This is a genomic window from Pseudanabaena minima str. Chao 2107 (genome assembly GCF_051131155.1).
Taxonomy (GTDB): Bacteria; Cyanobacteriota; Cyanobacteriia; order Pseudanabaenales; family Pseudanabaenaceae; genus Pseudanabaena; species Pseudanabaena minima.
The window spans coordinates 4,235,605-4,262,500 of the sequence record NZ_CP159508.1; the positions used below are offsets into that span (position 1 = coordinate 4,235,605).

The window sequence follows — 26,896 nt, forward strand, 5'->3', positions numbered from 1 at the left end:
ACCTTAGCAAACTTTGATCTAGTTTAGAAAAATGACATCTGCGCCTAAAGCCAAATCTGAGAATCCAGCCAGTAATCCCGAATACAAAGATACTGTTAACTTGCCCCAAACCGACTTTTCGATGCGGGCAAATGCAATTATTCGTGAGCCAGAGATTCAAAAATTTTGGGCAGAGCAGGGCATTTATGAAGAATTAAGTAGCAATAATAAGGGTGATATTTTTACGCTCCATGATGGTCCTCCCTACGCTAACGGCACATTACACATGGGTCATGCCTTGGGCAAATCGTTGAAAGATATTATTAATCGCTATCAACTGTTGCGAGGACGCAAAGCTCGTTACGTCTTAGGTTGGGACTGTCACGGATTGCCAATTGAGCTTAAAGTGTTACAAAATATCAAACCTGAGGAACGGGCAAAACTGACTCCTTTAGAGTTGCGACAAAGGGCTAAGGAGTTTGCTCTACAAACTATTGACGAACAGGCGGCAGTTTTTAAGCGTTTAGGTGTTTGGGGTGATTATGAAAATGCCTATTACACGATGAAGCCCGAATATGAAGCCGCCCAGATTGCTGTGTTTAGTAAAATGGCACTCAAAGGCTATATCTATCGCGGGCTTAAGCCAGTTTATTGGTCGCCTAGTTCCCATACTGCCCTCGCAGAAGCGGAATTGGAATATCCCGAAAATCATATTTCGCGCAGTATTTATGTTGCTTTCCCAGTAACTCAACCTAGCGATAAGTTAAAAGCGATCGCTGATCTCACCAATCTACATGCCGTGATCTGGACAACTACTCCTTGGACAATTCCCGCTAACTTGGGTATTAGTGCTAATCCCCATCTGAGTTACAGCATCGTGGCGGCTGGTGATAAATATTACATCGTGGCAACAGAATTGGTGGAGAAGCTAGCCGCCACCTTTGAGCAAGCTTTGGAAGTTAAACATACCTTTAAAGGAGATGTTCTCGAAGGAACGATCGCCAAGCATCCCATTGTCGATCGCCCTAGTCCGATTGTCTTAGGCGATCACGTCACCGCCGAATCAGGTACAGGCTTAGTCCATACCGCGCCTAATCATGGTCAGGATGACTTTGTCGTGGGCAGAAAATATCATTTAGGCATGATTTCCCTTGTGGACGATCGCGGTATTTTCAATGAAGATGCTGGCGCAGAACTCGCAGGTTTGAGTGTTCTCAAAGAAGGAAATGCCAAGGTTGTGGAAATCTTGACTGCTAATGGAACCCTGATTAAAGAAGAAGCCTATAACCACAAATATCCCTACGATTGGCGCACCAAGAAGCCCGTAATTGTTCGCGCTACCGAGCAATGGTTTGCCTCCGTTGATGGTTTCCGCGAAGAAGCTTTGAAATCGATCAAGGAAGTTAACTGGATTCCTGCGATCGGTGAGAATCGGATTACTTCAATGGTGCAAGAGCGATCGGACTGGTGTATTTCCCGTCAGCGCACTTGGGGCGTGCCAATTCCCGTATTCTATGACGAAGAAACTAACGAACCTTTACTTACGGAAGAAACTATTAATCACATTCAAGAACTGATTCGTGAGCATGGCTCCGATGTGTGGTGGCAAAAGGAAGTAGAAGAGTTACTCCCTGCATCCTATCAAAATAACGGTCGCAAGTATCGCAAGGGTACGGACACAATGGACGTCTGGTTTGATTCTGGTTCCTCATGGGCAGGGGTTTTAGGTGGTGAGAGCCATGATTCTCATCTAGTTCCCTACGAGCTAAATTACCCTGCGGATATCTATCTCGAAGGTTCCGATCAACATCGTGGCTGGTTCCAATCTTCACTCCTAACTAGTGTGGCAACCAATGGCTATGCACCTTATAAGACGGTGTTAACCCATGGCTTTTTGCTAGATGAAAAGGGACAGAAAATGAGTAAATCCCTTGGTAATATCGTTGATCCGATGGTGGTCATCAATGGTGGTAAAGATCAAAAGAAAGAACCTCCTTACGGTGCGGATGTTGTTCGCCTTTGGGCAGCAAGTGTGGACTACAGCAGTGATGTTCCTGTGGGTAAGACGATTTTGGCGCAGATGTCCGATGTATCGCGCAAGATTCGCAATACTGCGCGATTTTTACTCAGCAATCTCTTTGACTTTCAACCTGCGGAACAGCTAGTGCCTTATGCCGATCTCACCGAAAGCGATCGCTACATCCTGCATCGCCTCGCCGAAGTCACCAAGGATATCACCGAGGCATACGAGAAGTTCCAATTCTCACGATTCTTCCAAACCATCCAAAATTTCTGCACGGTGGATCTTTCTAATTTCTATTTAGACATTGCCAAAGATCGCCTTTATATCAGTGCGCCTAACGCTCCGCGTCGCCGCAGTTGCCAAACCGTGTTGATGTATTGCCTAGAAGCCATTGCCAAGGCGATCGCCCCAGTGCTTGCCCACACTGCTGAGGATATCTGGCAACACTTACCCTATCCTGCACCCGCCAAGTCTGTATTCCAGTCGGGTTGGTTTATTGTGCATACCGAATGGTACAAGCCCGAACTTGCCGCCAAGTGGGATTATCTGCGTGATGTCCGTTCTGAGGTGAATAAAGTCTTAGAATCCGCCAGAACTGGCAAACTGATCGGTGCACCCTTAGAAGCGAAGGTCTTACTAGTTTCCACCGATGCAACTCAGAAGGCTTATCTAGAATCCTTAGGAGAAGATTTGCGCTATCTCTTCATCGTGTCACAGGTCGAGCTTGTCGATAGCTTACCTGATGCTGACTTTAAGGGAGAGGCTACCAATTTACAAATTGCGATCGCGAAAGCCGATGGCGAGAAATGCCCCCGTTGCTGGAACTACTCCACCCATATCGGTGAGTCTACCGAGCATCCCCACATCTGCGATCGCTGCGTCGGCGCATTAGCAGGTGATTTTTAGCTCAATGTGATTAGGTGGTTATAAAAAATACTAGAGGATTTAATTCTTTATCCTCTAGTATTTTTTATAGCAAATGTTACAAAATCTTTTGCAAGTTTAGTAACATTCACGAAATTGGAAACTCTTCATACTCAATAGAAATATCTTGATCTATATTCTTACTGGCAATAACCTTCGTTAGGGCTGGGTGAGTCAACCTATTTCTCTTTACTTCTATTAGCGAAACTCTACCTCTTTTCCTCTGTGACGAGTCTTTTAGCTTACGAGATAAAGCTGTCATTCTAGTTATATGCTTGACAGATAAAACTTCTCCATTAGCTACTACCCTACCTCCTTCTGTAACATGAAACCTCATACCTTCCTCAAGTTGAGGGGCAACGAGATCGGATATAAGAAAATTCATTTCAGCAATATCAGTACGAGTTGGAAGTCTTAGACCACTTTCTATCTTCGCTGGAAAATGCAAAATGATACTGAATAGCTGTACATTTTCTTCTGTAAAGTATGCTGTAGCAGCATAGTCAGCAGTGCCAATAGGTCTTTTCCTGCCACCCTGTTCAGCCTTTAACCAACTAAGTGAAACTGTTGCAAAATTTCTTGATTGGTCTTTATTTCTAGACATTATTTTTTTGCCTCTTGATTTGCCATGAATTAAGTGGTTTTAGTTGATCTAAAAACTCTTCGTAAATGGATACTCCATCACCAATATTATCTATATTCTTAGCATGAAACATTGTTGTTGCAACATTAGAGGTAATACTGGCTTTCACAACATAGAATATATCAATATTTTCTTTGTCAAAATAGAAAACTTCACCCCATTTCTTAGCATCTTCAAAGCTCTTTAAAAACCATTTTGACTCCATTGAACGACCAAGAGGATGTGGTCTAAATTTTCCACATAATTTTATGTCCTCTAACTCTTCTACACCAACTGCTCTGTATAAATCAATTACTGAAGGATTCAAATTAAGTTCGCTTTGTGCCATAGTGACAATCTATTTTCTAGATAAAATCCCCACAAAAGGCACTCCCAGAATTTTAAGCCCTTGAGACGCAGGCTTTAAATTTATTATATAGCAGTTCTATATCATTTGTGGATTTTTTTGGTTTGTGGAAGGACACCCCATCGGGGTGTCCTTCCACAAACCATTTAGGATTGCTATACATAAATTTATGTTTGATAGTGGACGCTAGACAGATAATCAGCAATTCTCATTGTAAAAACTGATTTCATAATGAGAATTGCTGATAGATAATACGAGATGAAGTTTTGAGATATTTATGCTGAAACAGTTTTAATCAATGAGATTACTTTGATCACTCATATTGAGCATCTATAGCGATCGCTATGTTGGTGTGATCGTAGGTATTTTTAAAAGTCAATGTGTGTGTATGTTTCTTTGGGCGTAAAAGTGCTTTAATGCAAAACCAAATTAGTAACTTTTACTCGCTGAAACCCTTATAAAATAAGAAAAAAGTGCTTTAAGGCAAACCCAAGAAAATGAAATAAAGATGAAGCCGCCTTGTTGATTTAGTGTTGAGTTGATTGTGTCGGTTGAGCATCCCCATATTTGCGATCGCTGTGTCGGCGCATTAGCAGATACTTTTTAAATTAAAGAGGCGGTGCTTTGCACCGCCTCTTTAATTTGGGATTCTAAAGTGTTTATGAACAGCCAATGGAAATTTCTTTGACTCTGGGATAGGTACTGAGTAACTTTTGGAAAAGATTAAAATTGAAACTGCGAGGATCGATACGTGAGCCAGAGCGATCGACAATTTTGTGGGTAGTAATGCGTTCTAACGGCACATCAGTCTTAGCAACTAACCATGCTAGAGACTGATACTGAGCTTCTGTATATCCGCTATGGGTATAACCATTATGCATTCCATCCTGAGGAGTTTCTAGAGAAATGTGATAGGCGAAGTTATTTACAGAACTGGGATAGCGTGGATTAGTCTGGATTGCTTCTTTACCTAAGGAACTTACAAAAACAGAATTTCCTGCTCCAAAGGCGCGTTTATCTGGTGGCACAAAATAGATAATCGTTCCATCGATCGCAATTAACGTATGATAACTAGCCTGGTTATCTTCATCGGTATGGAATTCTTGAAAAAAGTTAATGACGCTATTAGCAGAGCCAACAGTTTCATGCAGGACAATAATGGGTGGGAGATTTGCAGGATTACCTGAGAGATCTTTGAGATAGCGTTCGCCATAATTGGAAGCCGCCGCCAACGCAATAATTTCTCTAGGACTATAGTTTAGAGATTTTGGAGAAGGAGTATTATTAGTCTCAGGATTCTGATTTTGTTTAGATTCAGGGGGTGGTAGGGGCTTCCGAAATCTATCCAAAGTAATCGCAATGGAAGTTAGCTTTGCAGGTAATGACGGACTGGGGGGATTTGCGGGTGGTTGTAGTTCACAGCCTACTACTGGAGATGATAGATTTACTTCTGGTGAAAAATTAATATTTTGGAAATTTTGTTTTAGCTTTGATGGCGTATTTTGCTGGGTAACTTTCTGGCTAGGTTCTATAAACTTTGCATCAGCGATCACCTTAGTTTTAGCTGGCTCAGCATAGATAATTAATATTATCAGGGTCAGAAAAAAGAAGGCGATCGCTATTAATCTTTTAAATTGCATAGTCGGTTTTAGAGTTTGGGTCTAACATAAATCTATTTGGTAATTAAACAAACCACAATATTTATATTGAAAGTGTTGCTTAGGACATAAAACCCAAATAAATAAAGGCGGCGCGAAGCGCCGCCTTTATTTATTTGGGTTTTTACTTTCATGAATAGTGGTGTGAGACTGGAGATCACTATATGATGAGATAGATATCTTCACGTTCCAAAATTAGGCGATCGCCAATTTTTGCACTTAAACAACTAAACTCTATGGAAATATTGACAGTGCCGACAGAGGTTCGTACTCTCCATCCTGAAAGCACTTTGGGCAAAATATATCTAGACTGGATGCCTCAACCAGGTGACTATATTGATTTGGAAGGTCAAACTTATACAGTCTTAGAACGTCGCCATCGATATCAGTTTCGTAGAGGTAAATACAACTTATTTAGAGTTTTAGTTTATGTACAAACTGCTCCAGAAAATTTGGAGAGAAGCTTAATCAATGGGCGTTGGGTTTTAGGGGATAGTAATTGTCGATATAACGCTGGCTCAGAGATAATGCGTTGTGCTGTCAATCCCAATGGTCCATGTCAAGGTTGTCGCTTTTGGGAAGCATAAAAAAGGAGTCGCTTAGCGACTCCTTTTTTATAGGTGCAATTTGCCATAGGCAAATTGCACCTTGCATTCTTTAGAATTGAACGCCTACACCTGCTTGGAGTGAAGTGCCTGCGGAGCCATTGCTTTGACCATTAAATGGAATTACAGCGTTGCTATAAAGCAGAACACGCTTGTTAAGGCTGACTTCTACCCCAGGTTGCAAAGCGAAGGAAGTTTGATTACCTGTCAAACTGCTATCTCCACCAACTTTAAACGATGCACCAGCACCAAGATAAACATTAGTGCGATCGCCTACGGGCAAATCATAGGAAACAGTAGGTACAACAGAAGTTCCACCATTACCAAAGAGAACAGAACTTCTAGCCGAAATTGGCACACCGTCAAATTTATAGCGACCTGCTAAGTTTGCGCCAACTACTGAAGGATTTGTAGCAAAGCTTTGGAGGGAGATACCAGCACCTAAATAGCTACCAGGTGATTTTACTTCCTCGGCTGAGGCGATCGCGCTAAAGGAGGTAATAACAGAAGTAGCGATCGCAAGTCCTAAAGAGATTTTTGTAAGGGATTTCATGATTTGGAGTTCCTGCATTGGTTTGCTGTTTGATATGACTCTTTTGACTGGAGAGAATGGGCATTGTTCCCATAGTTCCCTTAGTACTAAAAAGAGTAGAAACCCTTGTTCTGAAAGGGTTTCTACTCTTTTGAAGAGATTCTATCTCTCTACAATCATGCTAATGGGTGACCCATATCTAAGAAACTTCGCTCAAAAAGATAGGAGATACAAAGTATCTCCTATCTTTTTGGGAATCATGCAAAACAGAAAGCTGGTTAGGACATATAGCTGTCGCCATTCTTGTTAGGACACAAAACTAGAAGACGAGCGGCAGTGCTTCGCGCCGCTACTCGCTTCTTGGGTTTTGATTTGTGACTATAGCTATAAAACCCAAATAGTGTGAGGCGGTGTTTCGCGCCGCCTCACACTATTGTCCTAATACAGGTGGCTATAGCTGTTAAAAGTGTAGGGGCAATTCATGAATTGCCCCTACACTTTTAACAGGTTGCAGCAGTAGCTATTTCTCGTAGTTGCAAATCACAACTACGCCAAACTTGACCATCGAGAGCCGTTTGCTCAATTAAACTTGCCAGACGCAAAGTCTTTAAAGCTTGATCGCCACCAACGGATGGCTGAGCTTTATCGCGCACACAGGCAACAAAATGTTCTAGCTCCGCGTGTAGTGGCTCAATATTGCTGGTATAAACTTTTTCAATAAATCCATCTTGACGATAAAGGACTTGACCATAATCAGTTGTCCAGTTAGCTGTCGTTTGACGATAAATCAAAATCTCGTTATTCAGGAAATCCGATTCGGTGAGTGAGTTAGTGCAATGGGCTGTAATTTTGCGTTTTTTGCGGTGTGTAACTTTGCTAGAAGTAAGTGTGGCAATCACACCATTTTCAAAACCAATTGTGGCTGTTACATAGTCAAGATATTCAGACTCAGGAGAAACTCGATTACCATGAGCTGAAACACGCACAATTGTTGAGGGAACTAACTCTAAAATAATATCGATATCGTGGATCATCAGATCAAATACGACCGATACATCATTTGCTCTTTGTGAATAGGGACTCATGCGATCAGCTTCGATCGCCAAAATCGTCTCATGTTTTAAAACTTTGCTCAGCTCTTGAAACGCAGGATTAAAACGTTCGATATGTCCAACTTGGAGAATGCGATTTTGTTCAGTGGCAGTTTTAACTAGGGATTCGGCTTCTTCAATGGTGGCAGCGATCGGCTTTTCGATCAGGACATGAACGCCTGCTTTGAGACAAGTTGTGCCGACATCATAATGTAACCTTGTGGGAACTGCGATACAGACGGCATCAACCAGAGGTAAAAGATCTCGGTAATCTTCAAAGAAAAGCACACGATGCTTGCTAGCAGTATCGCGTCCACGCTCTATACTTACGTCAGAAACTCCAACAAGCTCTGCATCTTTGAGTAAGCTGAGCACCCTTGCATGATGCTGCCCCATATTACCGATACCTATAACACCAACCCTTATGGGATCGTGGAAATTACGATTGGGGCTCATACTCCTCACACACGCTCAGTAAACACGCTCAGTTTGTCCAAAATCGTAACATGGATGTATAGCGCTTTGCGTTCTAAATAGAAAGCACCCTAGGCTAGGGCGCTTTCTATAGTTAGCCTGTATTTCTCATCCCTGCGGCAATGCCATTGATCGTGAGTAATGCACCACGCAACAATTCATTTTTAGAATAGCGCGATCGCAGATCGACAGTGTCAGGACGGTGTTGGCGCAGACGTTTGAGCAAAGATGCTTGGATGAAGCCAAGAGGTACAATTGACCCATTTCGTAACTGTACTGATCGCTGTAAATCGCGATCGCTATCCAGCATTTGTTTTTGACCAGTGATTGCTTTGATCACTGTGCGAGTGCGTTGATACTCGGCAAGAATTTCCGCAAATACGTCTACAAAAGCTTCTTCAAAGCCGTCTCTGGTTAGCTCCCTCATGTAGTGATGTGCGATCTGCAAATCCGTTTTGGCGAGAGTCATCTCCACACGGGAGATTGCAGTCTTAAAGAAGGGCCATTTGCTATAAAAATATTGCAACAGTGATAGATGACCCTCAGGATTTTGTTGGAGAAATTCCTCAAGGGCTGCACCAATGCCATACCAAGATGGCAACAAAAATCGGCTCTGTGTCCAACTAAACACCCAAGGAATAGCTCGAAGACTTGCAAGATCGCGTTTGCCTGCACGTCTAGCGGGACGCGAACTAATTTGTAACTGGCTGATTTCTTCGATCGGTGTGACTTGATGAAAAAATTCGACTAGATTGGGTTGCTCGTAAATTAACTGGCGATACACTTGACGCGATCGCACGGCAATGCCCTCCATCGTATCCAGCCAACAATCAAGAGTATCAGTACTGCTAGGTAATAGCGCCGCTTGAATCACCGCAGTAGCGATCGTCTCTAAATTGTAAAGGGCAATTTCGGGTAACGAATATTTGGAGGCAAGGACTTCCCCCTGCTCGGTAATCTTGATTCGTCCCTCGATGCTGCGTCCTGGTTGCGCCAAAATCGCCTCATAGGTTGGACCACCACCACGACCAACCGAGCCGCCACGCCCATGAAACATGCGGAGATCGACTTGATATTTTTGGCAAACATCTTGTAAAGCACGCTGCGCTTTATAAATTTCCCAATTGCTGCTTAAGAAGCCAGAATCTTTATTGCTATCGGAATAACCCAACATTACCTCTTGGAGATGATCATGGCTTTCTAGATAAGCGCGATAAAGAGGTAGCTCGAATAATTCGGTCATGATCGGTGGGGCGCTTTGCAAGTCCTCTACCGTCTCAAATAAAGGCGCAATACTGAGTGACCCTTTGCCCGTCGCTGGATCGTAAAGTCCCGCTTCTTTAGCCAATAGCAATACTTCGAGAATATCGCTGACACTACGATTCATACTGATCACGTAGTTATTGCAAATATCAACGGAAAATTCTTGTTGAACTTTAGCCACCATCCGAAATGTCTCAATAATTTCGTTTGTCTTCGCACTGAAGTTTAACTTGGCAGGAATCATCGGACGGCGAGTTTTTAACTCTTGAGTCAGCCATTCTACTTTTTCGGATTCGGTGAGGTCGTCGTAGGGGTTAGGCAAGAGTTGCAATGTTTCGGCGATTTCGGCGATCGTATTGCTATGTTGGGTACTTTCTTGCCGAATATCAAGATGGGCAAGATGAAATCCATAGACATCGACTTGACGGATCAGGTTTTCGAGGGGTTTGGGGTTGAGTTTAGTTTCGATTAAACTTGCTTGGATTAGCTTTAGCTCAGTAAGGAATTCGGAAACATGGGTATAAAGCTGATGTTCCTGACCCTGTGTGGATAGCTCCATTTCTGAGGCTTGCCAACCACTATGACGCAGTTTTTGGTTGCGATCGCGGGTACGTTCGAGCCTTTTTTTGACATAGGCTAATTTGAGGCGATAAGGCTCTTGGCGGAATTTGATCGAATATTTTTCATAAACCTCTGGTAAATGAATTTGGTCATCACCGAGAGAATCTAGCAAGTCTTGGGAAACATCGCTGAGACTTTGTGATAGTGACAGTAAACGGCTGAGATGCTCAACGGACTTAATGTATTTATTTAATACGAGATTACGTTGGTAGCAGGCAGTTTGCCATGTGACTTCAGGGGTGACATAGGGGTTGCCATCACGATCGCTCCCTACCCACGAGCCAAACTTACAAAAATCGTAGCGAGGTAGCTTTAATTTTGGGAAAGTGCTAGAAACTGCCGATGCAATGCGATCGTAAAGTACGGGGATCGCATCAAATAAGACCTCTTCAAAATAGTGGAGTGTATAGTCAGCTTCGTCTAGAACTGTAGGTTTGATTTGGTTTAGCTCATCAGTACGCCACCAGAGCCGAATTTCTTCAGCGATTTGCTCTTGCAGTGAGGCAGCTTCCCAGTTTAAGGCGATCGCCTGTGGGGCTAATTCATCACCCTTAAAGCCGATCAGTCGATCTAACTCCTTGAGCATTTTGGCGATCGTGCGTTGCTTTTCGCGAATAGTATGCCGCACAATTTCAGTGGGGTGAGCCGTAAATACGAGGCGAATGTCTAAATTATCTAAGATCTTTTGGATCTGTCGTGGTGGCACATTTAATTTCTTCAATTCAGGAAATAGCCAACGAAATGTACCCACAGGATATTCAGTTTCGCTATTAATCGGGCTAACCCTATATATACTGGTTTGCTCCTGTTCGTGGTCTTGCTCAACAATATTGATTAACTGAAAAAACAAAGCAAAGGCGCGGGCGGCGGTAGTTGCTTGATGCAAGTCAAGGCTTTCGACCACCTTTAAAACTTCTTGAGCAGGATACTCAGGGGCTTGCCCTTCTGGAGAACACATCGCTCGCAGTTGGCGCAATAGATCGACTAACTCTTGACCGCTTTCTCTTAATAAGACTGATTCCCACAGATCCTCAACCAGCTTTAGACGATATCGCAAACGAGAATTAGCGGCACGCAGATCGCTCTCTATATTGACTATCTGTACCAATGATGCTGACAGTGCTGCTGGGGAACTCATCCAACTTTCTCCAAAATTTTCTTTTTAGTCCAAAATCTTCCCACCTTAAGACCTACTCTTCTGTCACTCAATTAGCAATTAATAACTGTCGTATTGAACTGTATTTAACAAAGTTGTTAACTACTGTAGTTACAGAGTCTGAAATCTTATGTAGGAATCAAGCGTAAAATCTCTATTGTTTTCTATACCATACCAGTCCACTAGTTTGTTAGTTGTAGCGGTTTTTGCTAGTAATCTGCATGACTTTTGCTTAATATTCATTAAGGTATGGAGTTGGGCTTGAGAATAATTTAGAGTGCTTCACACAAACTATAGCTATAGTCACCTGTATCAGAACAAATCAAAACCCAAATAGTGTGAGGCGGCGCGAAGCGCCGCCTCACACTATTTGGGTTTTATGTCCTAACAAGAATGGCGACAGCTATAACGTTAAAAATATATTTGTTTTTGCAATATTTCTTTACAAAGTGACGATAATGAGAAATATAGTAAAAACAATTTTAAAAACTGCTTAACTAATGTTTGACGTGTTGATTGTGGGTGCGGGAATGGTGGGCGCAAGTTTAGCCTGTGCGCTAGGCGATAAAAATTGTCCTGCCGATCGTCCGCTTAAAGTGGGAATTATTGAAGCTAATGGTAATTTCTTGCGTGGAGAATTTACTGCCGACGGTCGCGCCAGTGCGATCGCCTATGGATCGAGCCAGATTTGGCAAAATATAGGTGTTTGGGGTGGGATGCAGCGTCGTGGAGTTACGCCGATGCACGTGATCCAAGTCTCAGAAGGTGATTTGCCCTATCAGGTGCAATTGCGGCGCGAAGATATGGGGCAAGAAGCATTGGGTTACATAGTCGAAAATTCGGTGACTTTGGCTTCGCTCTGGGAATTTGCGCGGGAATGCCAAAATTTAGAATTAATTTGCCCTGCCAAAATTTTAGATATTGAGGAGGTCACAGATCGCAAGGTCATGCGTGTAAAAATAAGTTCAGATATTGGAGACCAGTACCTTGAAACAAAATTATTAGTGGGAGCCGATGGTGGGCGATCGCTAGTACGTCAATTAGCCAATATCGCGATCGAGCAACGCCCATACGCGCAAACCTGCATCGTCACTACGATTCAATCAGAAAAGCCCCATCAAAATTTTGCCCATGAAAGATTTCAGCCCAGTGGTCCTTTTGCGATTCTGCCACTCGGTAGCGATCGCGCTTGTATCGTCTGGACTGCTACTACTGAGGAAACGCCTCATCTGCTTGCCCTCGATGAATCGACATTTCTCCAAGAGTTAACCAAGCGCTTTGGTCATCCCCTCATGGAAAAGCTCGGCAAGATTAAAGTAATTTCCCATGAACGCGCCAATTATGTGCCACGTTGGATGCATAGCCAGACATATATTCAGCCTCGTTTAGCCTTGATTGGTGATGCGGCGCATACCACGCACCCGATCGCAGGTCAGGGCATGAATCTCGGTATTCGTGATGTCAATGCTTTAGCTAAGGTGTTAAAGGCGGCTCATCAAAATCAGGAAGATCTAGGAGCGATTGCAGTTTTAAAGCGTTACGAATCCAAACGCAAATGGGATAACCTCGGCGTAATTTTGCTGACACATATCTCTAACATCCTCTTTTCTAACCACAATTGGTTCTTCAAAGTCTTACGCCGCTTTGGTTTGTTGCTACTGCAAATATCGCCTCTCAAGCGCATTTTGATGTATTTCATGATGGGCTTACATCAGGTATAGAATTGAGTTATGAGCCAAGGGAGCTAAAAATGACTCAAGAAATAAACAATAGACTGGATCGTGTAGAGAGTGCTTTGATTGCTCTCGCCGAAGAGTCTCAAGCATTGAGACAGGAGTTACGCGCTAATAATAGTAGGCTTGATAGTCTGATTGAGCATCTTTACACCCAGCGTGATGTGGTTGCCCTTGATGTGGTGGATATAAAAGATGAGTTACATGAACTTAAGGAAGTCACTAAACAGCAAAGTGCAACTGCTGATCGCTATGCAATTTCGGCTCAACTGCAAGCGGAAACCGTGAAAATTCAAGCTGAAAATATTCGGATCATGATTGAAGCTTTGAATCTCAAGCAGGCTTAAATAAAAAATTAGATAATTTAGATATTGTTAGATATTGTCTATGGGAAATAAACCCTGAAGCTACGCATATTCGCATCACAAAATTTAAAAATTTCTCGTGGATTTTGAGCTAACTGAACACGCAAAATTAAGGATTAGCGATCGCCAAATATCCTTGAATTGGATTGAGATGACTTTACGCGCACCTCAAAAAGTTGAATTAGACTCTAAAGATCCTGATTTGCGACATGCTCTGTTAACCATTACTGATTACGACAATAGGGTTTTGCGGGTCATTTATAATGTGAAAGTCACCCCTAATAAAGTTGTCTCAGTATATTTTGATCGAAAAATGCGAGGGAAATTATGAGAGTTGAATATGACCCGATCGCTAATGCTGCTTACATTCGTATGCGAGAAACGGACGTTGTAGAGTCAGAAGAAGTAGCTGATGGGGTTATTTGTGACTTTGATGAACAAAACAAGGTAGTTGGTGTGGAAATTTTAAGCATTAAGCAAAGATCTCCCACTCAAATTAAAAACATCATTTTTCCCTTCGATGAGCAAGACAAGCAAAATCTTAAGGAGTTATTTAGTATTTTTGCACTCGCTTTTTAGGTAGGAAGTTTGAATATGGCGATCGCAAATTTACTGACTCAGTTAACTCCGCAATTAATTACGCCTGAAAACTTTCAGTCCTATGGTCAAGTAATTTTTCCCACTGACGATGGTAAGCAATTTGATGAGAAGGATGCACAGCTATCTTTGGCAGGGATTCCGCGTTTTTATATCATGCACCTTCGCAAAGTTGGTCTGAAATTTCAGAGCTTGGCGCGGCATCAGCAATGTACTCAATGTCTTGGTTCCCTTGGCGGTAAGGAATGGTTTATAGCGGTTGCCCCCGCATCAGCACCTGAGCAAATTAATTTAGAACAAATTGCTGCATTTCGGATTACAGGCAATTGTTTCATCAAACTCAATGCTGGCACTTGGCACGCGGGACCTCTTTTTGCAGAAGAATTTATTGATTTTTATAATTTGGAATTACATGACACGAATATCAATGATTATGAGGTCTGTAATTTACGCAAACTTTATAACTTGAGTTTTGAGTTGCATGTATAAAAGAGAAAGGTGGTGCTTTGCGCCATCTCTCTCTTTCAGTAATTGCAAGAAATAATTTTTTGTTTTCAGCGATCGCGAAAAATCGTGGTTAAAATAGCATCACGAAAACCGCAACAAAAATCTTGCAAGCTATTTTGTAGCTTTAGCAATCAAAACCCCTAAGTCCCCACTTTAACCCGTGAAACTCCTTCAGATTTTTCAGGTATTTCCATTTTTTGATCGCACTGTCGATAAATGGGCAACAGAAGCCCGTCTCCTGCGCTGGCTGACTTTTTTATGGCTATTTGCTGGACTAGCAGTTCTTTTTTCGGCATCCTATCCCGTTGCCGATCTTGCTTTTAAAGACGGCACGCTATATTTCAAATATCAATTAGCTTGGGCTGTGATTGGCTTATTGATCTTTAATGCGATCGTGCATTTGCCATTAAAGTTCATGCTCAAAATTAGTCCAATATTTTTGTTTATTATTTTGGCATTGTTGTATGCGACACATATCCCAGGATTAGGGACAACGCGCAACGCTGCGACAAGATGGTTATCGGTGGGATCAAGCTCATTTCTATTACAACCCTCAGAGTTAATCAAGCCTTTTCTGATTTTGCAAGCAGCTCAACTTTTTGGAAATTGGAATCGTACACCTTGGAAAGCAAGGATTGGATGGCTGTTGGTGTTTTTATTGGTTCTAGGCGGTATTTTGATGCAGCCTAGCTTGAGTGTGACGGCTCTTTGTGGGATTACGCTGTGGTTGATTGCTTTAGGCGCAGGACTGCCAAACCTCCAACTTCTTGGGACTGCGGCTTTAGGTACATGTGTTGCTGTAGCTAGTGTCTCATTTCGGGAATATCAACGGCGGCGAATTATGTCATTTCTTGATCCTTGGCAAGATCAAGCAGGAGATGGCTATCAATTGGTGCAGAGTCTAATGGCGATCGGATCTGGCGGTTTGTGGGGAACTGGATTTGGCTTGTCTCAGCAAAAGCTCTTTTTGCCGATTCAATATACCGACTTTATTTTTGCGATTTTTGCTGAAGAATTTGGTTTGTTTGGGGGGATTTGTCTGCTATTGCTAGTGATGATTTACGGCACGATAGGTTTGTCTGTGACTTACAAATGTAAAGATCCCGTAATTCGCTTGATTGCTCTTGGTTCAACTTCTTTGATTGTGGTGCAATCAATTTTAAATGTGGGCGTGGCTACGGGTGTTTTGCCAACAACGGGACTGCCTTTTCCTTTTTTAAGTTATGGTGGTAGTTCGACACTGTCTTGTTTATTTATTGCAGGGCTGCTAATTCGGTCAGCTAGAGAAATGTCAGCGGCAGATGTGATCCCATTTGCTAGGGGGAAAAGCGATCGCCATGATCTCGATTCCAAACGTCAGGAAAAATTGGGGACATCAAGGAGGCAATTCTCATGAATATATTTAACTCCCTCTCTTACAGACTGTTTTAAATTATATCTCGTAATCAAAATCATGAAAGGCGGCGGTTCGCGCCGCCTTTCGTATCGCTATACAATGTTGATCTGAATGCTACTTTAGCTACTTTAATTGATGTCTCAACCCGATCTAAATCCAACTGCTGGCTATTTAGCAGTTTTGCGTAATCGTCAATTTTTGGCATTGTGGCTCGCCCAAATATTGGCTCAGTTAGTCGATAAAGTTGTCCTGATTTTGCTGATTGCCCTTGCTGTTGCTGATGGTGGCAGTGACGTGAATACCAGAGAATCATCAATCATGATTGCGATGACCTTGCCTGCGGTATTTTTGGGGTCGATCGCAGGGATTTTTGTGGATTGGAATCCCAAGCGTGAGGTATTGATTTTATGCAACTTTCTGCGTGCAGCTTGTCTTTTTTCTATCCCATTTGCACCACGTACTTTACCAATATTGCTGCTGATTACCTTCATTATTTCCACTTTTACCAACATTTTTGCACCTGCCGAACAATCAGCGATCGCCTTAGTTGTTCCCAAAAGCGATCTTTTTCCTGCTAATGCCCTATTTACAGTTACAGAAGTAGGTTCCTTAATTGTGGGATTTGCGATCGGTGCACCACTACTTGGATTTACTCTAGGGCTTTTTCCTGAAGCGAGAGCATATAGTCGTGAAGTTTTACTAGGAAGCCTCTACGTCATATCGGGTATTTTTCTATTTGCTTTACCCAAAGATGAGGTTATCCATCCTAAAAAAGTAGGATCAGGAATATTTACTGATTTAAGAGATGCTTTTCAATATGTGCGTCACAATCACCTAATTGGTGGGGCAATGTTGCAGTTAGTACTGTTATATGCGGTTTTGGGAGCTATGCAAAAACTGTCACTTAACCTCTCTGAAGTGGTTACAGGTAATCGTGAAGAATTTGGCTCTTTTGTGGCAGCAGTTGGTGTGGGTTTAGCGATCGGGGCGCTGATCCTAGGGAAATTCGGTAAAAAGTTTACCCATCGACCTCTACCATTCATTGGTTTTATTGGGATGGCGATCGGCTTATTAATGTTTGCCTTTGTGACTAATCAATGGGTTGCTTGGCTGATTGGTGGTTTCATTGGTATTAATGGTTCCTTAATCGTAATTCCCATGCGAACGGCGATTCAAGAACATACTCCTGAAAATATGCGCGGTAAGGTCTTTGGCTTATTGAATAATGGCGAAAATATAGCTGCTAGTTTGCCCCTTGCGGTGATTGCAGTTTCTTTAGATTTTTTAACAGGTGTATTTGGTGTCCACAATGGTGGCAAGCAACAAATTGGTTTTCAAATAGTGTTAATTGTTTTTAGTCTGATTGTATTTGGGCTTGGCTCTTGGGCTTGGAAACGAACCAAGAAAGCATTATCAAATGTTCTATAAAAAAGGGGCGCTTCGCGCCCCTTTTTTATTTACTAACCGCTTCTTGGACGATTTTAGCTAGTTCACCGCGATTATTCAGTTCCATCACAATGTCGCAGCCACCGACAAACTCACCATCGATATAAACTTGAGGAAAAGTTGGCCAACTGGAGAATTCCTTTAAACCTTGGCGTAATTCGCCATCTTCAAGGATATTTTCAGTTTCGTAAGGCTGCCCCAGTGTATTAAAAACCTGCACGACTGCTGCTGAAAAACCACATTGAGGTTGTTGAGCAGTGCCTTTAATGTAGAGCATGATTTTATTGTTGCTGATCTGGCTCTCAATCTTGGTTTGCAAAATAGGGCTAAGCATATTAATTAATTTGATTCAACTGAGAATAAATTTACTATTGCTACTATAGCAATCGTTTTTAAACATCGTGCTTTGCTCGCCAAACTGGATAATCAGATCTAGGTGATCTTAAGCATTCTTCAACAATTTCAGCAACATTTCTCCATGTAACATCATCCCTCTTGAGCAGTTCTCGTAATTGGACTAAAGCATCTTCTAGCTCAATATTGAACTTCTCAAAAGGTAGAGGAGACAAAGAGCGCTCTGGTGCTTGAACAACTCTATTCAGAGCTTCCTTGACGATGCTGATAATTTGGCTTGTCATTTCAGACTTAACTCGTTGCCGCAAATTTTGTAATCCGCGACGACTAGTGGCATACATTGGTGGTAAGCGATTAAGAACGTAAGCTGCCACATCATCAATATTGATTTTTTTCTGAACTACTTCATCAAGTCGATTAACTCGACGCTCAACGATCGCAGTCACAAGACTTTCAAGAATATTGCTATATCGATAAATAGTTCCCGACATATAAGACTCAAAGTCTTTAATTTCGGCTGAGATATCTTTCTCAGTTTTGGATACCTTATTAGAAGATGCGTTGGACAGAATCGTCGTTGTTTTTCGCCGCACTGCGTAGCTACGAGCTAAAAGAGAATTACGTCTATCTAGACTTACATATGTGCCATTGGCAAGACTCTGATAATATCCTGAATCTAAAGCATCTCTAACAACCTCAGGAACATCTTTCCACTTGAGATAGTCTTTACTAAATAATTTGCGTAACTTAAAAAGCGATCGCGCTTGACTGATCAGTTCATGATCAGGTATCGGATCATTTTGCCTTAAGACATCGCTCTGTGTACTTAGAAATCCATTGCGTACAGTTTTGGCGATCGCTGCACCTAGTTCTTGATCAGCCTTTTTGCGCTGTTGTACCCAGCCGCGTTGAGTAGTTGCATACATTGGTGGTAAGCGGTTGAGGGTATAAGCGATTACTTCACTAAGATCGACGCGCTTTTTTACGTCAGCACCTAAGCGTTTGTACTGAGCCTCTGCTTCTTCGATTACCAATTCTTCTAGCGCATTTCTACAACTACTCATAAGAAATCTTCTATTTTGAGGATTGGATGTGCTGAGTACAGCATAAATTAAGCTTATAAAGGTATAAATATTAGCACAAAATTGATTTTATGTTTGGGATTAATAATTTTATTTTTCAGTACTATAGCAATCCAAAATGGGTTGTGTCTCACAACCCATTTTGTTAGGGAAGGTAGTATCTAGAAATCGTTAATGCTTGTTTCAGGAATAGTAGTTTTTGATAGCCCTGCAATCGCCCGTAAATTTTGACAACGGATTAACTCTGTAAAGTCAGGAGTATTGCGTCCTGTTAGCTTTGCCGCCGCAGGAATAGCATCAAGTAATGCTCTAGCTGCTTCGGCTTCACCATAACCACGTTTTTGGGCAACTTCAATGGCTTCTCCATCAGCTTGTGTTTGAATTTGTGAGCTTTTGTTTTTACGTAAAATCTGATTTATGCCAATAGTCCCTAGTAGTATGGCGATCGCGATTCCTGTAACATCTCCCTGTGCTGCTTCAACAATTCCTCCCACTAAAGACATTGCAGCTACACCCTGATAGGTTCCTATTTGTAACCATTTTGTCTGTTGTCTCCAGCTTATTTCGTATAAGAGTAATAAATCTCTTTGGGCTTCAGGTAGTTGTCGCCATAACCGAAAATTTATATCTATTCTTGTTCCTTTCTGCCAAGGAAATATCTGTGAACTTGAGATAAGCTCAGTCTGCTCTGGCTTTGACTTAATTGATGTGGTCATTCGCCAAGATGCAGGCAAGAGATCACGCAAGCGAGCAATTTCTTCGTTAATGTTCATAATATAATTTAGCTCCTCCTTAACTTAGAAACCCATGAGCAATAATCTAACCGTCGCCGATGCTGAGCGCATTCTCTGGGAACTAAGCGACTTAGATGTGGCATCAGCAACTATTGAGCGGCGGTCGCAAATTCGTGAAGCCTTAGATTACTTAACCAAACAAGCCGATTATCACATTTTTGGGATCTGTGCTGACACTACAGCAGAAGCTTTGCAAGCTCTCCAAAATTATGCTGCTCATTTTCGCTACGAGTTACCTGAAGCGGACTTATCTGCAATTACTGATGGTGTTTATCTGAAGTACAATCCTCGCAGTCGTCGCTATCATTTAGATAACTACAAAGGTACGTACCGTGGTGTATTGATATCTTTGCATACAGATTTCACTGATGGTTATAGCGGAACCCACGGACATTTTCCTTTAGATCTTTTCTAAAAAAAGCGGCTCTTAGAGCCGCTTTTTTTAAAAGACTTCGTGAGTAAAACTACCATGCAAGCCATAAGGTACATGATGTTTTAAATGTAAGGTTGCCAGCGGGTTACCAGAAATATTTTGAGCATCTAGTACTACTAAATCTGAACGGTTATGTGCGGCATCAAAAATTAAAGTTAGCACCCAGCCAGCGTCCTCAGCACTATTGCTACTGCGATCTCGTGGTACAAAAATCGGCTCACTAATGAAACCGCGTGGCGCAAAACTATGAAATTCTTGCTTGCCCGTTTGCATATCGACTTTGGCGATCGCTTGTAAAGGCGCATTACCAGATTCCTTGGCGATCGCGCCGATATAGGCGTAACGATATTTCTGTCCCATGCAACGGGGATGCACTACAGGAAACTCACAGGAGCGCTCTAAAATCAGTTCTCGTTTCACTATGCCAAGTTTCGGATTAATCGTAAATCGCCATAGCTGTCCTGCAATTACCTTATCAAAATCAATTTCGTGGAAATCGGTATTTGGTTCCAACTTGGGATAGTCAGGATAACAAACTGAATCCACAATAATTTCGTCACCCTCTTCATAGGCATTGCAATGATGAAACACGAAACAAGGATCAGTTTCAATGGTTTGTAAATTGCCTTGGCGATCAATCAGCAAAAATTGACTGGGAGAATTTGGCTTTAACTCTATACATTCCCCTGCTGTCGCCAAGCCCAACATAAAGGGTAAAGGCTTAAAGGACACAGGATTTTGCATAAAAATCCGATAGTTTGGCGTATAGGCAAAATCATGCAAGAAACAAAATCCTGAAACCTTAACCTGTGATTCCGTTGATAACTCGCCCTGATTTGTGACCCGATAGATCGAAATCTTAGACTTTGGTCCTGGTTGCACCCCAAAGCCCCATAAATCACCCGTGCGATCATCTCGTCGAGGATGCGCTGTAAAGACTTGTCCCGCCGCTAACTTCCCGTCAAAAGTTTCTTGCCCCAAAGTATCTAAACTTTGAGGATTAAGTGAATAGGGACGTGCTGCTTCCCACAAAGCCAGTAACTTGCCGCCCTGATACACCACATTTGTATTGGCAACATTTTTATTTCGCAAATCAAATATATTACTCAGCCATCCCCCAGCCTTTTGCGTGCCAAACACGCCCCGATATAAAATTTTGCCTGCTTTCTGCTCAGCAATAAACTCAGGCGTTTTTACGAATTGATTTGTGAAATGTGCTTTGCCATCTTTAAAGGCGATCGCGCAGACCATGCCATCGCCATCAAAGGGATGTCCATATTTCTGCCCGTTAATATCAAGCTGTCCAGGTCCATTCCGAAATAAAGTTCCCTCTAGTTCTAGAGGAATCTGTCCCTCGATCTCATCGATCCAATAAGCATCTTCAGTACGCAGCGACTCATATCCCTTTTGCCAATCTTCACGCGAAAAAGTAGGTGATGCAGTCTGAACCATAAATATTTATAAATAAGTTTTCTCTATTGTAACAATTTCGTCACAATTACGATCTAGGCTTATAACCAAAACCCAAAATAACGTAGATATTTTGTGTTTTATAGCTTTTAGAGCTATAGCCATCTGTATCAGAACAAATCAAAACCCAAATAATGTGAGGCGGCGCGAAGCGCCGCCTCACATTATTTGGGTTTTATGTCCTAACAAGAATGGCGACAGCTATCAAACCCAATCCCCAAAGGATAAGACATCGCAAAACTATGTCTTATCCTTTGGGGATTGGGCGAACTGGCTATGAATCTTTCGGTGGATTAGAAATTTCTTTTAATGATTTCCCCATCTCTTGCTCTGACTCACTCAGTGACCAACGATAGGAAACTTGAATACCGTGATACTCGCATAGATCTTCAACCTGCTTTTGTAAAGCAAAAGCCTTACGGAGATTAATAATGGCTGCCTGAAGATGCTCTCTAGAAACATTCATCTTTGTTGCCATATGCGGTTGCTTCATTTCAGAGTGTAATGCTGGTAATGTCTGACGTTCCAGCAACTGAAGTAAAAGCTCATAATGGATATGGGACGGAACAGGAAGTGAACTCACAAATACCTCGATCGATGCAAAACCAAAATTAAAACTTGGCTGTATATTTAGTTGGAGTTTTGGGAGCTATTATACAAAGCCCTCAAGAAACTATTTGAGGTACTTCGCGTCAAGCTCGACATATCCAAGACTTAAAAATTTGAGACTTAAATAAATTGTAGAGGATAAATTTATGTCACTTTCAAGGACATCTCTGAGACTTGCATTTCTTTTTACTTTTGGACTATCTCAAATTGTCACATTAACTGAGTCTGTGATCGCCCAAAATACCAACACAGCTAACACAACTTTACCAACCACGCTGCAAGTTGCCCAAGCCAATGTCATTGTCTTTGTTTCCCCTAACGGTTCAGATGGTAACTCAGGGCTCTCGGCTGATCAGCCACTGCGATCGCTAACAGCCGCACTCAATAAAAATCTTCAAAGTGGTGCAATCATTCAGCTAGCCTCTGGGACTTACTCAGCCGAAACGGGTGAAAAATTTCCTCTCATCATTCCCGCAGGTGTGACTTTGCGTGGCAATCCTACTAATCAAGGTCAAGAAATCATTGTTTCAGGGGGCAATCGCTTCGTTAGCCCTACCTTTGCCCAGCAAAATATCGCTGTACTTGCAGCAAGTGGTTCTCGCATTGAAGGTATTACCCTCACCAATAAGAATCCCAGAGGTTATGCTCTTTGGCTGGAATCTGCTCAAAACGTCACTATTACTAACAATACGTTTGCTAATTCTACTCATGACGGTGTGTTCCTCACAGGTGCAACTTCTGCAAATATCAGCAACAACATTTTTACTAAAAATGGGGCTAATGGACTCTCCGCACTTGGGACAAGCACAGGGCTAATCCAGTCCAACACCTTTGATAACACGGGCTTTGGACTAGCGATCGGTCAAAATTCCAAAGTCGCTGTAGTCTCTAATCGCATCGTCAATAACCGAGGTGGCATTGTTGTCTCGAATCTATCTATGCCCTCATTTCGCAATAATCTCATTGCCAACAACCAAGAAAACGGATTAGTAATTTTGAAAGATCGCAGAGGGCAACCTACTGTCGATCTTGGTACAACCTCAAATCCTGGTCAAAATATTTTTCAAAACAATAAACAAACTGACATCAACAATGCCTCTGGAGTCACCGTTGTAGCGATCGGCAACCAAGTTGATCCTAAGCGTGTTCAAGGCTCAGTTGATCTAGTCCAGCCAACCTCACCAATTACATCACCATCCACCCCCACTACGCCTACAGCTCAAGTTGCCTTCAAAGATGTTCCTAACAACTATTGGGCGCAAACTTTTATCCAAGAGCTAGCCTCCAGAAATATCATTAAAGGCTTCCCTGATGGTAATTTTCGCCCCAATGATCCTGTAACAAGGGCGCAATTTGCCGCATTGCTAAGTCAAGCAATGAATAAGCCCATTAAGCGCAGCAATGTAACTTTCGCTGATGTTGCCTCAAACTTTTGGGCTGCTACCGCTATTCAAAAAGCCTACACCACAGGATTTATGTCTGGCTATTCTGCCACTACATTCCGCCCCAACGAAAATATTTCCCGTGTGCAAATTCTCGTTTCTTTGGCTAACGGCTTAGGTTATGCACCAACTAAACCTGCTAATACAACCTTGCAACTTTATTCAGATGCAACTACTATCCCTGCCTACGCTCGCAACAGTGTAGCGGCTGCAACTGAGAACCGTATGGTTGTCAATTATCCCAATCTAAAACTCTTAAATCCTAATAAGTCTGCAACTAGAGCCGAAGTTGCCGCTTTCATCTACCAAGCTCTCGTGCGATCGGGGCAGATACAAGCGACTTCTTCACCCTACATTGTCGTTCAATAACCCCAATCCACCTAATAAAAACTTTAGACCTATCCCCAATAAGAAAAAACAAAAAATATTTTATAGCTAAAAGCTTTAACTCATAAGGTTTTTAGGCTTTTAGCTTGGACAAGGTAGAAAACAAAATTCTAAAAAAGGGTTGACAAAGCGATTTAACCTTGCTAACTTAATAAAGCGCTGAAGGGAGAGACGAGCGAAAGCGAAGCGAACCCGACAAAAGAAAAGCGCTAAGAACCTAGACAACCAAATAGTTTGAAAGCTTTAGGAAACCAATAAACCTCGTCAAAAGAATAAAGACTGGATTATTGAAAGATAACCAGCTATCCGACAGGATAAGCGAAAAGCTTAAAAAAGTCAAACCCATCCGAAAGGAAAAAAGGCTTTAGAAAAGTAGGAAGGAATTCTGAAAGTATAAAGACACCATGGAGAGTTTGATCCTGGCTCAGGATGAACGCTGGCGGTATGCTTAACACATGCAAGTCGAACGAAGTCTTCGGACTTAGTGGCGGACGGGTGAGTAACGCGTAAGAATCTACCTATAGGTTCGGGACAACAGTTAGAAATGACTGCTAATACCGGATATGCCTTCGGGTGAAAGTTTTAATGCCTGTAGATGAGCTTGCGTTCGATTAGCTAGATGGTGGGGTAACGGCCTACCATGGCGACGATCGATAACTGGTCTGAGAGGATGACCAGTCACACTGGGACTGAGACACGGCCCAGACTCCTACGGGAGGCAGCAGTGGGGAATTTTCCGCAATGGGCGAAAGCCTGACGGAGCAATACCGCGTGAGGGACGAAGGCCTGTGGGTTGTAAACCTCTTTTGTTAGGGAAGATAATGACGGTACCTAACGAATAAGCATCGGCTAACTCCGTGCCAGCAGCCGCGGTAAGACGGAGGATGCAAGCGTTATCCGGAATTATTGGGCGTAAAGCGTACGTAGGCTGTTTAATAAGTCTGTTGTCAAAGCCCGAGGCTCAACCTTGGATCGGCAATGGAAACTGTTAGACTAGAGAGAGATAGGGCAGGAGGAATTCCAGGTGTAGCGGTGAAATGCGTAGATATCTGGAAGAACACCAGTGGCGAAAGCGTCCTGCTGGATCTCAACTGACGCTGAAGTACGAAAGCTAGGGGAGCGAATGGGATTAGATACCCCAGTAGTCCTAGCCGTAAACGATGGGTACTAGGTGTTGGCCGTATCGACCCGGTCAGTGCCGTAGCTAACGCGTTAAGTACCCCGCCTGGGGAGTACGGTCGCAAGATTGAAACTCAAAGGAATTGACGGGGGCCCGCACAAGCGGTGGAGTATGTGTTTAATTCGATGCAACGCGAAGAACCTTACCAAGGCTTGACATGTCGTGAATCCTCCTGAAAGGGAGGAGTGCCTTCGGGAGCACGAACACAGGTGGTGCATGGCTGTCGTCAGCTCGTGTCGTGAGATGTTGGGTTAAGTCCCGCAACGAGCGCAACCCTCGTTTTTAGTTGCCATCATTAAGTTGGGCACTCTAGAGAGACTGCCGGTGACAAACCGGAGGAAGGTGGGGATGACGTCAAGTCATCATGCCCCTTACGCCTTGGGCTACACACGTACTACAATGGCCGGGACAAAGAGTCGCAAGCACGCGAGTGCAAGCTAATCTCATAAACCCGGTCTTAGTTCAGATTGCAGGCTGCAACTCGCCTGCATGAAGGCGGAATCGCTAGTAATCGCAGGTCAGCATACTGCGGTGAATACGTTCCCGGGCCTTGTACACACCGCCCGTCACACCATGGAAGCTGGTCACGCCCGAAGTCGTTATCTCAACCCGCAAGGGAGGGAGGCGCCTAAGGCAGGGCTGGTGACTGGGGTGAAGTCGTAACAAGGTAGCCGTACCGGAAGGTGCGGCTGGATCACCTCCTTATAGGGAGACCTATTTACATCTAGACTGAACCAATACAGAATTAGGTCAGATGTAAGTCATCCCAAGGTCGTTCGAGATTTATTGGAAAGCTTTCAAACTAAGTCAGGTTCTAAATTTGGCTAACATAAAGGGCCATTAGCTCAGTTGGTTAGAGCGCACCCCTGATAAGGGTGAGGTCACTGGTTCGTGTCCAGTATGGCCCACTTGAGAAGCTAAAAGCTAGAGGCAAAAAAGCCAAAAGCAATAGTTAACTCTGGGGATATAGCTCAGTTGGTAGAGCGCCTGCTTTGCACGCAGGAAGTCAGGAGTTCGAATCTCCTTATCTCCACCAAACTACTAACAAAGACCAACAAAAGCGAGAGCAAGAGTTTAGCAACTCATCTAGTCAGGGAAGACCTAGCAACTAGAGAGACTGCTAAATTCTAGCGAAAGCGAAGAATTTAGAAAGAACCTTGAAAACTGCATAGTAATAGTAATAAGAAGCAAGTAGATCCAAAGTGGAAACACAGAGGTCAAGCTACAAAGGGCTCACGGTGGATACCTAGGCACAAGAAGGCGATGAAGGACGTGGTTACCTACGATAAGCTGCGGGGAGCTGGAAGCAAGCCCTGATCCGCAGGTTTCCGAATGGGGCAACCCTAAATACTGCCCGTTGAATAAAATAGACGGGAAAGAGCGAACTCAGCGAATTGAAACATCTTAGTAGCTGAAGGAAGAGAAAATAAACAATGATTTCCTAAGTAGCGGCGAGCGAACGGGAACCAGCCCAAACCAGTTGGCATGACCGACTGGGGTTATAGGACAGCAACACTGTACAACAGAGACTAGATGAAGTGTTTGGAATGACACGCCAAAGAGAGTGAAAGCCTCGTAATTAAAAATCAAAGTTGGCAAGCTGAATCCTGAGTAGCACGGTACACGAGAAATTCCGTGTGAATTCGCGAGGACCACCTCGTAAGGCTAAATACTCACTTGTGACCGATAGTGAACCAGTACCGCGAGGGAAAGGTGAAAAGAACCCCGGAAGGGGAGTGAAATAGAACATGAAACCGTGAGCTTACAAGCAATGGGAGGTCGATTA

Annotated in this window: 22 protein-coding genes, 2 tRNA genes and 2 rRNA genes (1 of these 26 cut by a window edge); 15 read left to right on the top strand and 11 right to left on the bottom strand. The window is 42.9% G+C overall.

The features are described 5' to 3' along the window. Positions 1–31 precede the first annotated feature (31 nt). Complete coding sequence (ileS, locus tag ABM313_RS19220; protein ID WP_434684753.1) at positions 32–2,908, top strand: isoleucine--tRNA ligase; 2,877 nt, start codon at positions 32–34, stop codon at positions 2,906–2,908. 106 nt (positions 2,909–3,014) lie between these two features. On the opposite strand, the gene ABM313_RS19225 is transcribed toward ileS, so the two are convergent. From ABM313_RS19225 to ABM313_RS19235, 3 genes are all read right to left on the bottom strand, one after another. Next, complete coding sequence (locus tag ABM313_RS19225; protein ID WP_434684754.1) at positions 3,015–3,530, bottom strand: hypothetical protein; 516 nt, start codon at positions 3,528–3,530, stop codon at positions 3,015–3,017. Continuing rightward, positions 3,523–3,897: a hypothetical protein gene (locus ABM313_RS19230; protein ID WP_434684755.1), complete on the bottom strand. Its 375-nt coding sequence runs from the start codon at positions 3,895–3,897 to the stop codon at positions 3,523–3,525. Before ABM313_RS19230 ends, ABM313_RS19225 begins: the two co-directional genes overlap by 8 nt. 677 nt (positions 3,898–4,574) lie before the next feature. Next, complete coding sequence (locus ABM313_RS19235) at positions 4,575–5,555, bottom strand: peptidoglycan recognition protein family protein (RefSeq protein WP_434684756.1); 981 nt, start codon at positions 5,553–5,555, stop codon at positions 4,575–4,577. A gap of 254 nt (positions 5,556–5,809) precedes the next feature. On the opposite strand from ABM313_RS19235, the gene ABM313_RS19240 reads away from it, so the two are divergent. Then, a complete protein-coding gene (locus tag ABM313_RS19240; RefSeq protein ID WP_190579141.1) occupies positions 5,810–6,160 on the top strand; it encodes a DUF6464 family protein in 351 nt (116 codons plus the stop codon). A 70-nt stretch (positions 6,161–6,230) separates the two neighbouring features. On the opposite strand, the gene ABM313_RS19245 is transcribed toward ABM313_RS19240, so the two are convergent. The 3 genes from ABM313_RS19245 to ppc form a co-directional block, all read right to left on the bottom strand. Further along, a complete protein-coding gene (locus ABM313_RS19245; RefSeq protein ID WP_434684757.1) occupies positions 6,231–6,731 on the bottom strand; it encodes a porin family protein in 501 nt (166 codons plus the stop codon). A 479-nt stretch (positions 6,732–7,210) separates the two neighbouring features. Further along, positions 7,211–8,257: a Gfo/Idh/MocA family oxidoreductase gene (locus tag ABM313_RS19250; RefSeq protein WP_434684758.1), complete on the bottom strand. Its 1,047-nt coding sequence runs from the start codon at positions 8,255–8,257 to the stop codon at positions 7,211–7,213. A 112-nt stretch (positions 8,258–8,369) separates the two neighbouring features. Continuing rightward, on the bottom strand, positions 8,370–11,297 hold the full coding sequence (gene ppc / locus ABM313_RS19255; protein ID WP_434684759.1) for a phosphoenolpyruvate carboxylase: 2,928 nt from the start codon (positions 11,295–11,297) through the stop codon (positions 8,370–8,372). Positions 11,298–11,815: 518 nt separating this feature from the next. Between ppc and ABM313_RS19260 the strand changes: the two genes are divergently transcribed. From ABM313_RS19260 to ABM313_RS19290, 7 genes are all read left to right on the top strand, one after another. Further along, positions 11,816–13,036: a UbiH/UbiF/VisC/COQ6 family ubiquinone biosynthesis hydroxylase gene (locus ABM313_RS19260; protein WP_434684760.1), complete on the top strand. Its 1,221-nt coding sequence runs from the start codon at positions 11,816–11,818 to the stop codon at positions 13,034–13,036. A 29-nt stretch (positions 13,037–13,065) separates the two neighbouring features. Further along, on the top strand, positions 13,066–13,395 hold the full coding sequence (locus ABM313_RS19265) for a hypothetical protein (protein WP_434684761.1): 330 nt from the start codon (positions 13,066–13,068) through the stop codon (positions 13,393–13,395). Positions 13,396–13,492: 97 nt separating this feature from the next. Further along, positions 13,493–13,744: a DUF4258 domain-containing protein gene (locus tag ABM313_RS19270; RefSeq protein ID WP_434684762.1), complete on the top strand. Its 252-nt coding sequence runs from the start codon at positions 13,493–13,495 to the stop codon at positions 13,742–13,744. Continuing rightward, positions 13,741–13,992, top strand: a complete 252-nt coding sequence (locus ABM313_RS19275; protein WP_434684763.1) for a DUF2283 domain-containing protein — start codon at positions 13,741–13,743, stop codon at positions 13,990–13,992. The genes ABM313_RS19270 and ABM313_RS19275 overlap by 4 nt, the downstream gene beginning before the upstream one ends. A gap of 15 nt (positions 13,993–14,007) precedes the next feature. Then, entirely contained in the window at positions 14,008–14,499 is a 492-nt protein-coding gene (locus ABM313_RS19280; RefSeq protein WP_434684765.1) for an ureidoglycolate lyase, read from the top strand. Between the two features lie 178 nt (positions 14,500–14,677). Beyond that, positions 14,678–15,913, top strand: coding sequence for an FtsW/RodA/SpoVE family cell cycle protein (locus ABM313_RS19285; protein WP_434684766.1), 1,236 nt, complete (start codon positions 14,678–14,680; stop codon positions 15,911–15,913). Positions 15,914–16,048: 135 nt separating this feature from the next. Next, positions 16,049–17,341: an MFS transporter gene (locus ABM313_RS19290; RefSeq protein ID WP_434684767.1), complete on the top strand. Its 1,293-nt coding sequence runs from the start codon at positions 16,049–16,051 to the stop codon at positions 17,339–17,341. A 25-nt stretch (positions 17,342–17,366) separates the two neighbouring features. On the opposite strand, the gene grxD is transcribed toward ABM313_RS19290, so the two are convergent. From grxD to ABM313_RS19305, 3 genes are all read right to left on the bottom strand, one after another. Then, on the bottom strand, positions 17,367–17,693 hold the full coding sequence (gene grxD / locus ABM313_RS19295; protein ID WP_434684768.1) for a Grx4 family monothiol glutaredoxin: 327 nt from the start codon (positions 17,691–17,693) through the stop codon (positions 17,367–17,369). Positions 17,694–17,751: 58 nt separating this feature from the next. Further along, complete coding sequence (locus tag ABM313_RS19300; protein WP_434684769.1) at positions 17,752–18,777, bottom strand: late competence development ComFB family protein; 1,026 nt, start codon at positions 18,775–18,777, stop codon at positions 17,752–17,754. 179 nt (positions 18,778–18,956) lie between these two features. Continuing rightward, complete coding sequence (locus ABM313_RS19305; RefSeq protein WP_434684770.1) at positions 18,957–19,568, bottom strand: DUF3318 domain-containing protein; 612 nt, start codon at positions 19,566–19,568, stop codon at positions 18,957–18,959. 34 nt (positions 19,569–19,602) lie between these two features. Between ABM313_RS19305 and ABM313_RS19310 the strand changes: the two genes are divergently transcribed. Continuing rightward, on the top strand, positions 19,603–20,004 hold the full coding sequence (locus ABM313_RS19310; protein ID WP_434684771.1) for a DUF1824 family protein: 402 nt from the start codon (positions 19,603–19,605) through the stop codon (positions 20,002–20,004). A gap of 27 nt (positions 20,005–20,031) precedes the next feature. Here ABM313_RS19310 and ABM313_RS19315 read toward each other — a convergent pair whose 3' ends face one another. Together ABM313_RS19315 and ABM313_RS19320 are read right to left on the bottom strand one after the other, a co-directional pair. Then, positions 20,032–21,474, bottom strand: a complete 1,443-nt coding sequence (locus ABM313_RS19315) for a carotenoid oxygenase family protein (RefSeq protein WP_434684773.1) — start codon at positions 21,472–21,474, stop codon at positions 20,032–20,034. A gap of 292 nt (positions 21,475–21,766) precedes the next feature. Further along, positions 21,767–22,075 carry a DUF5340 family protein gene (locus tag ABM313_RS19320; RefSeq protein WP_434684775.1) on the bottom strand — a complete coding sequence of 103 codons (309 nt, stop codon included), beginning with the start codon at positions 22,073–22,075 and terminating at the stop codon, positions 21,767–21,769. Between the two features lie 172 nt (positions 22,076–22,247). Here ABM313_RS19320 and ABM313_RS19325 point away from each other — a divergent pair, with 172 nt between their 5' ends. The 5 genes from ABM313_RS19325 to ABM313_RS19345 all read left to right on the top strand — a co-directional run. Then, positions 22,248–23,912 (top strand): DUF1565 domain-containing protein, encoded by a 1,665-nt coding sequence (locus tag ABM313_RS19325; RefSeq protein WP_434684776.1) that lies wholly within the window; start codon positions 22,248–22,250, stop codon positions 23,910–23,912. Between the two features lie 419 nt (positions 23,913–24,331). Further along, positions 24,332–25,815: ribosomal RNA gene (locus tag ABM313_RS19330) — 16S ribosomal RNA — on the top strand. Between the two features lie 129 nt (positions 25,816–25,944). After that, positions 25,945–26,018: transfer RNA gene (locus ABM313_RS19335), tRNA-Ile, on the top strand. 52 nt (positions 26,019–26,070) lie between these two features. Further along, a tRNA-Ala gene (locus tag ABM313_RS19340) sits at positions 26,071–26,146 on the top strand. Between the two features lie 179 nt (positions 26,147–26,325). Further along, positions 26,326–26,896 (top strand): 23S ribosomal RNA (locus tag ABM313_RS19345); it runs 2,251 nt beyond the window's last position. The 16S and 23S rRNA genes sit together here with 2 tRNA genes alongside, the layout of an rRNA operon.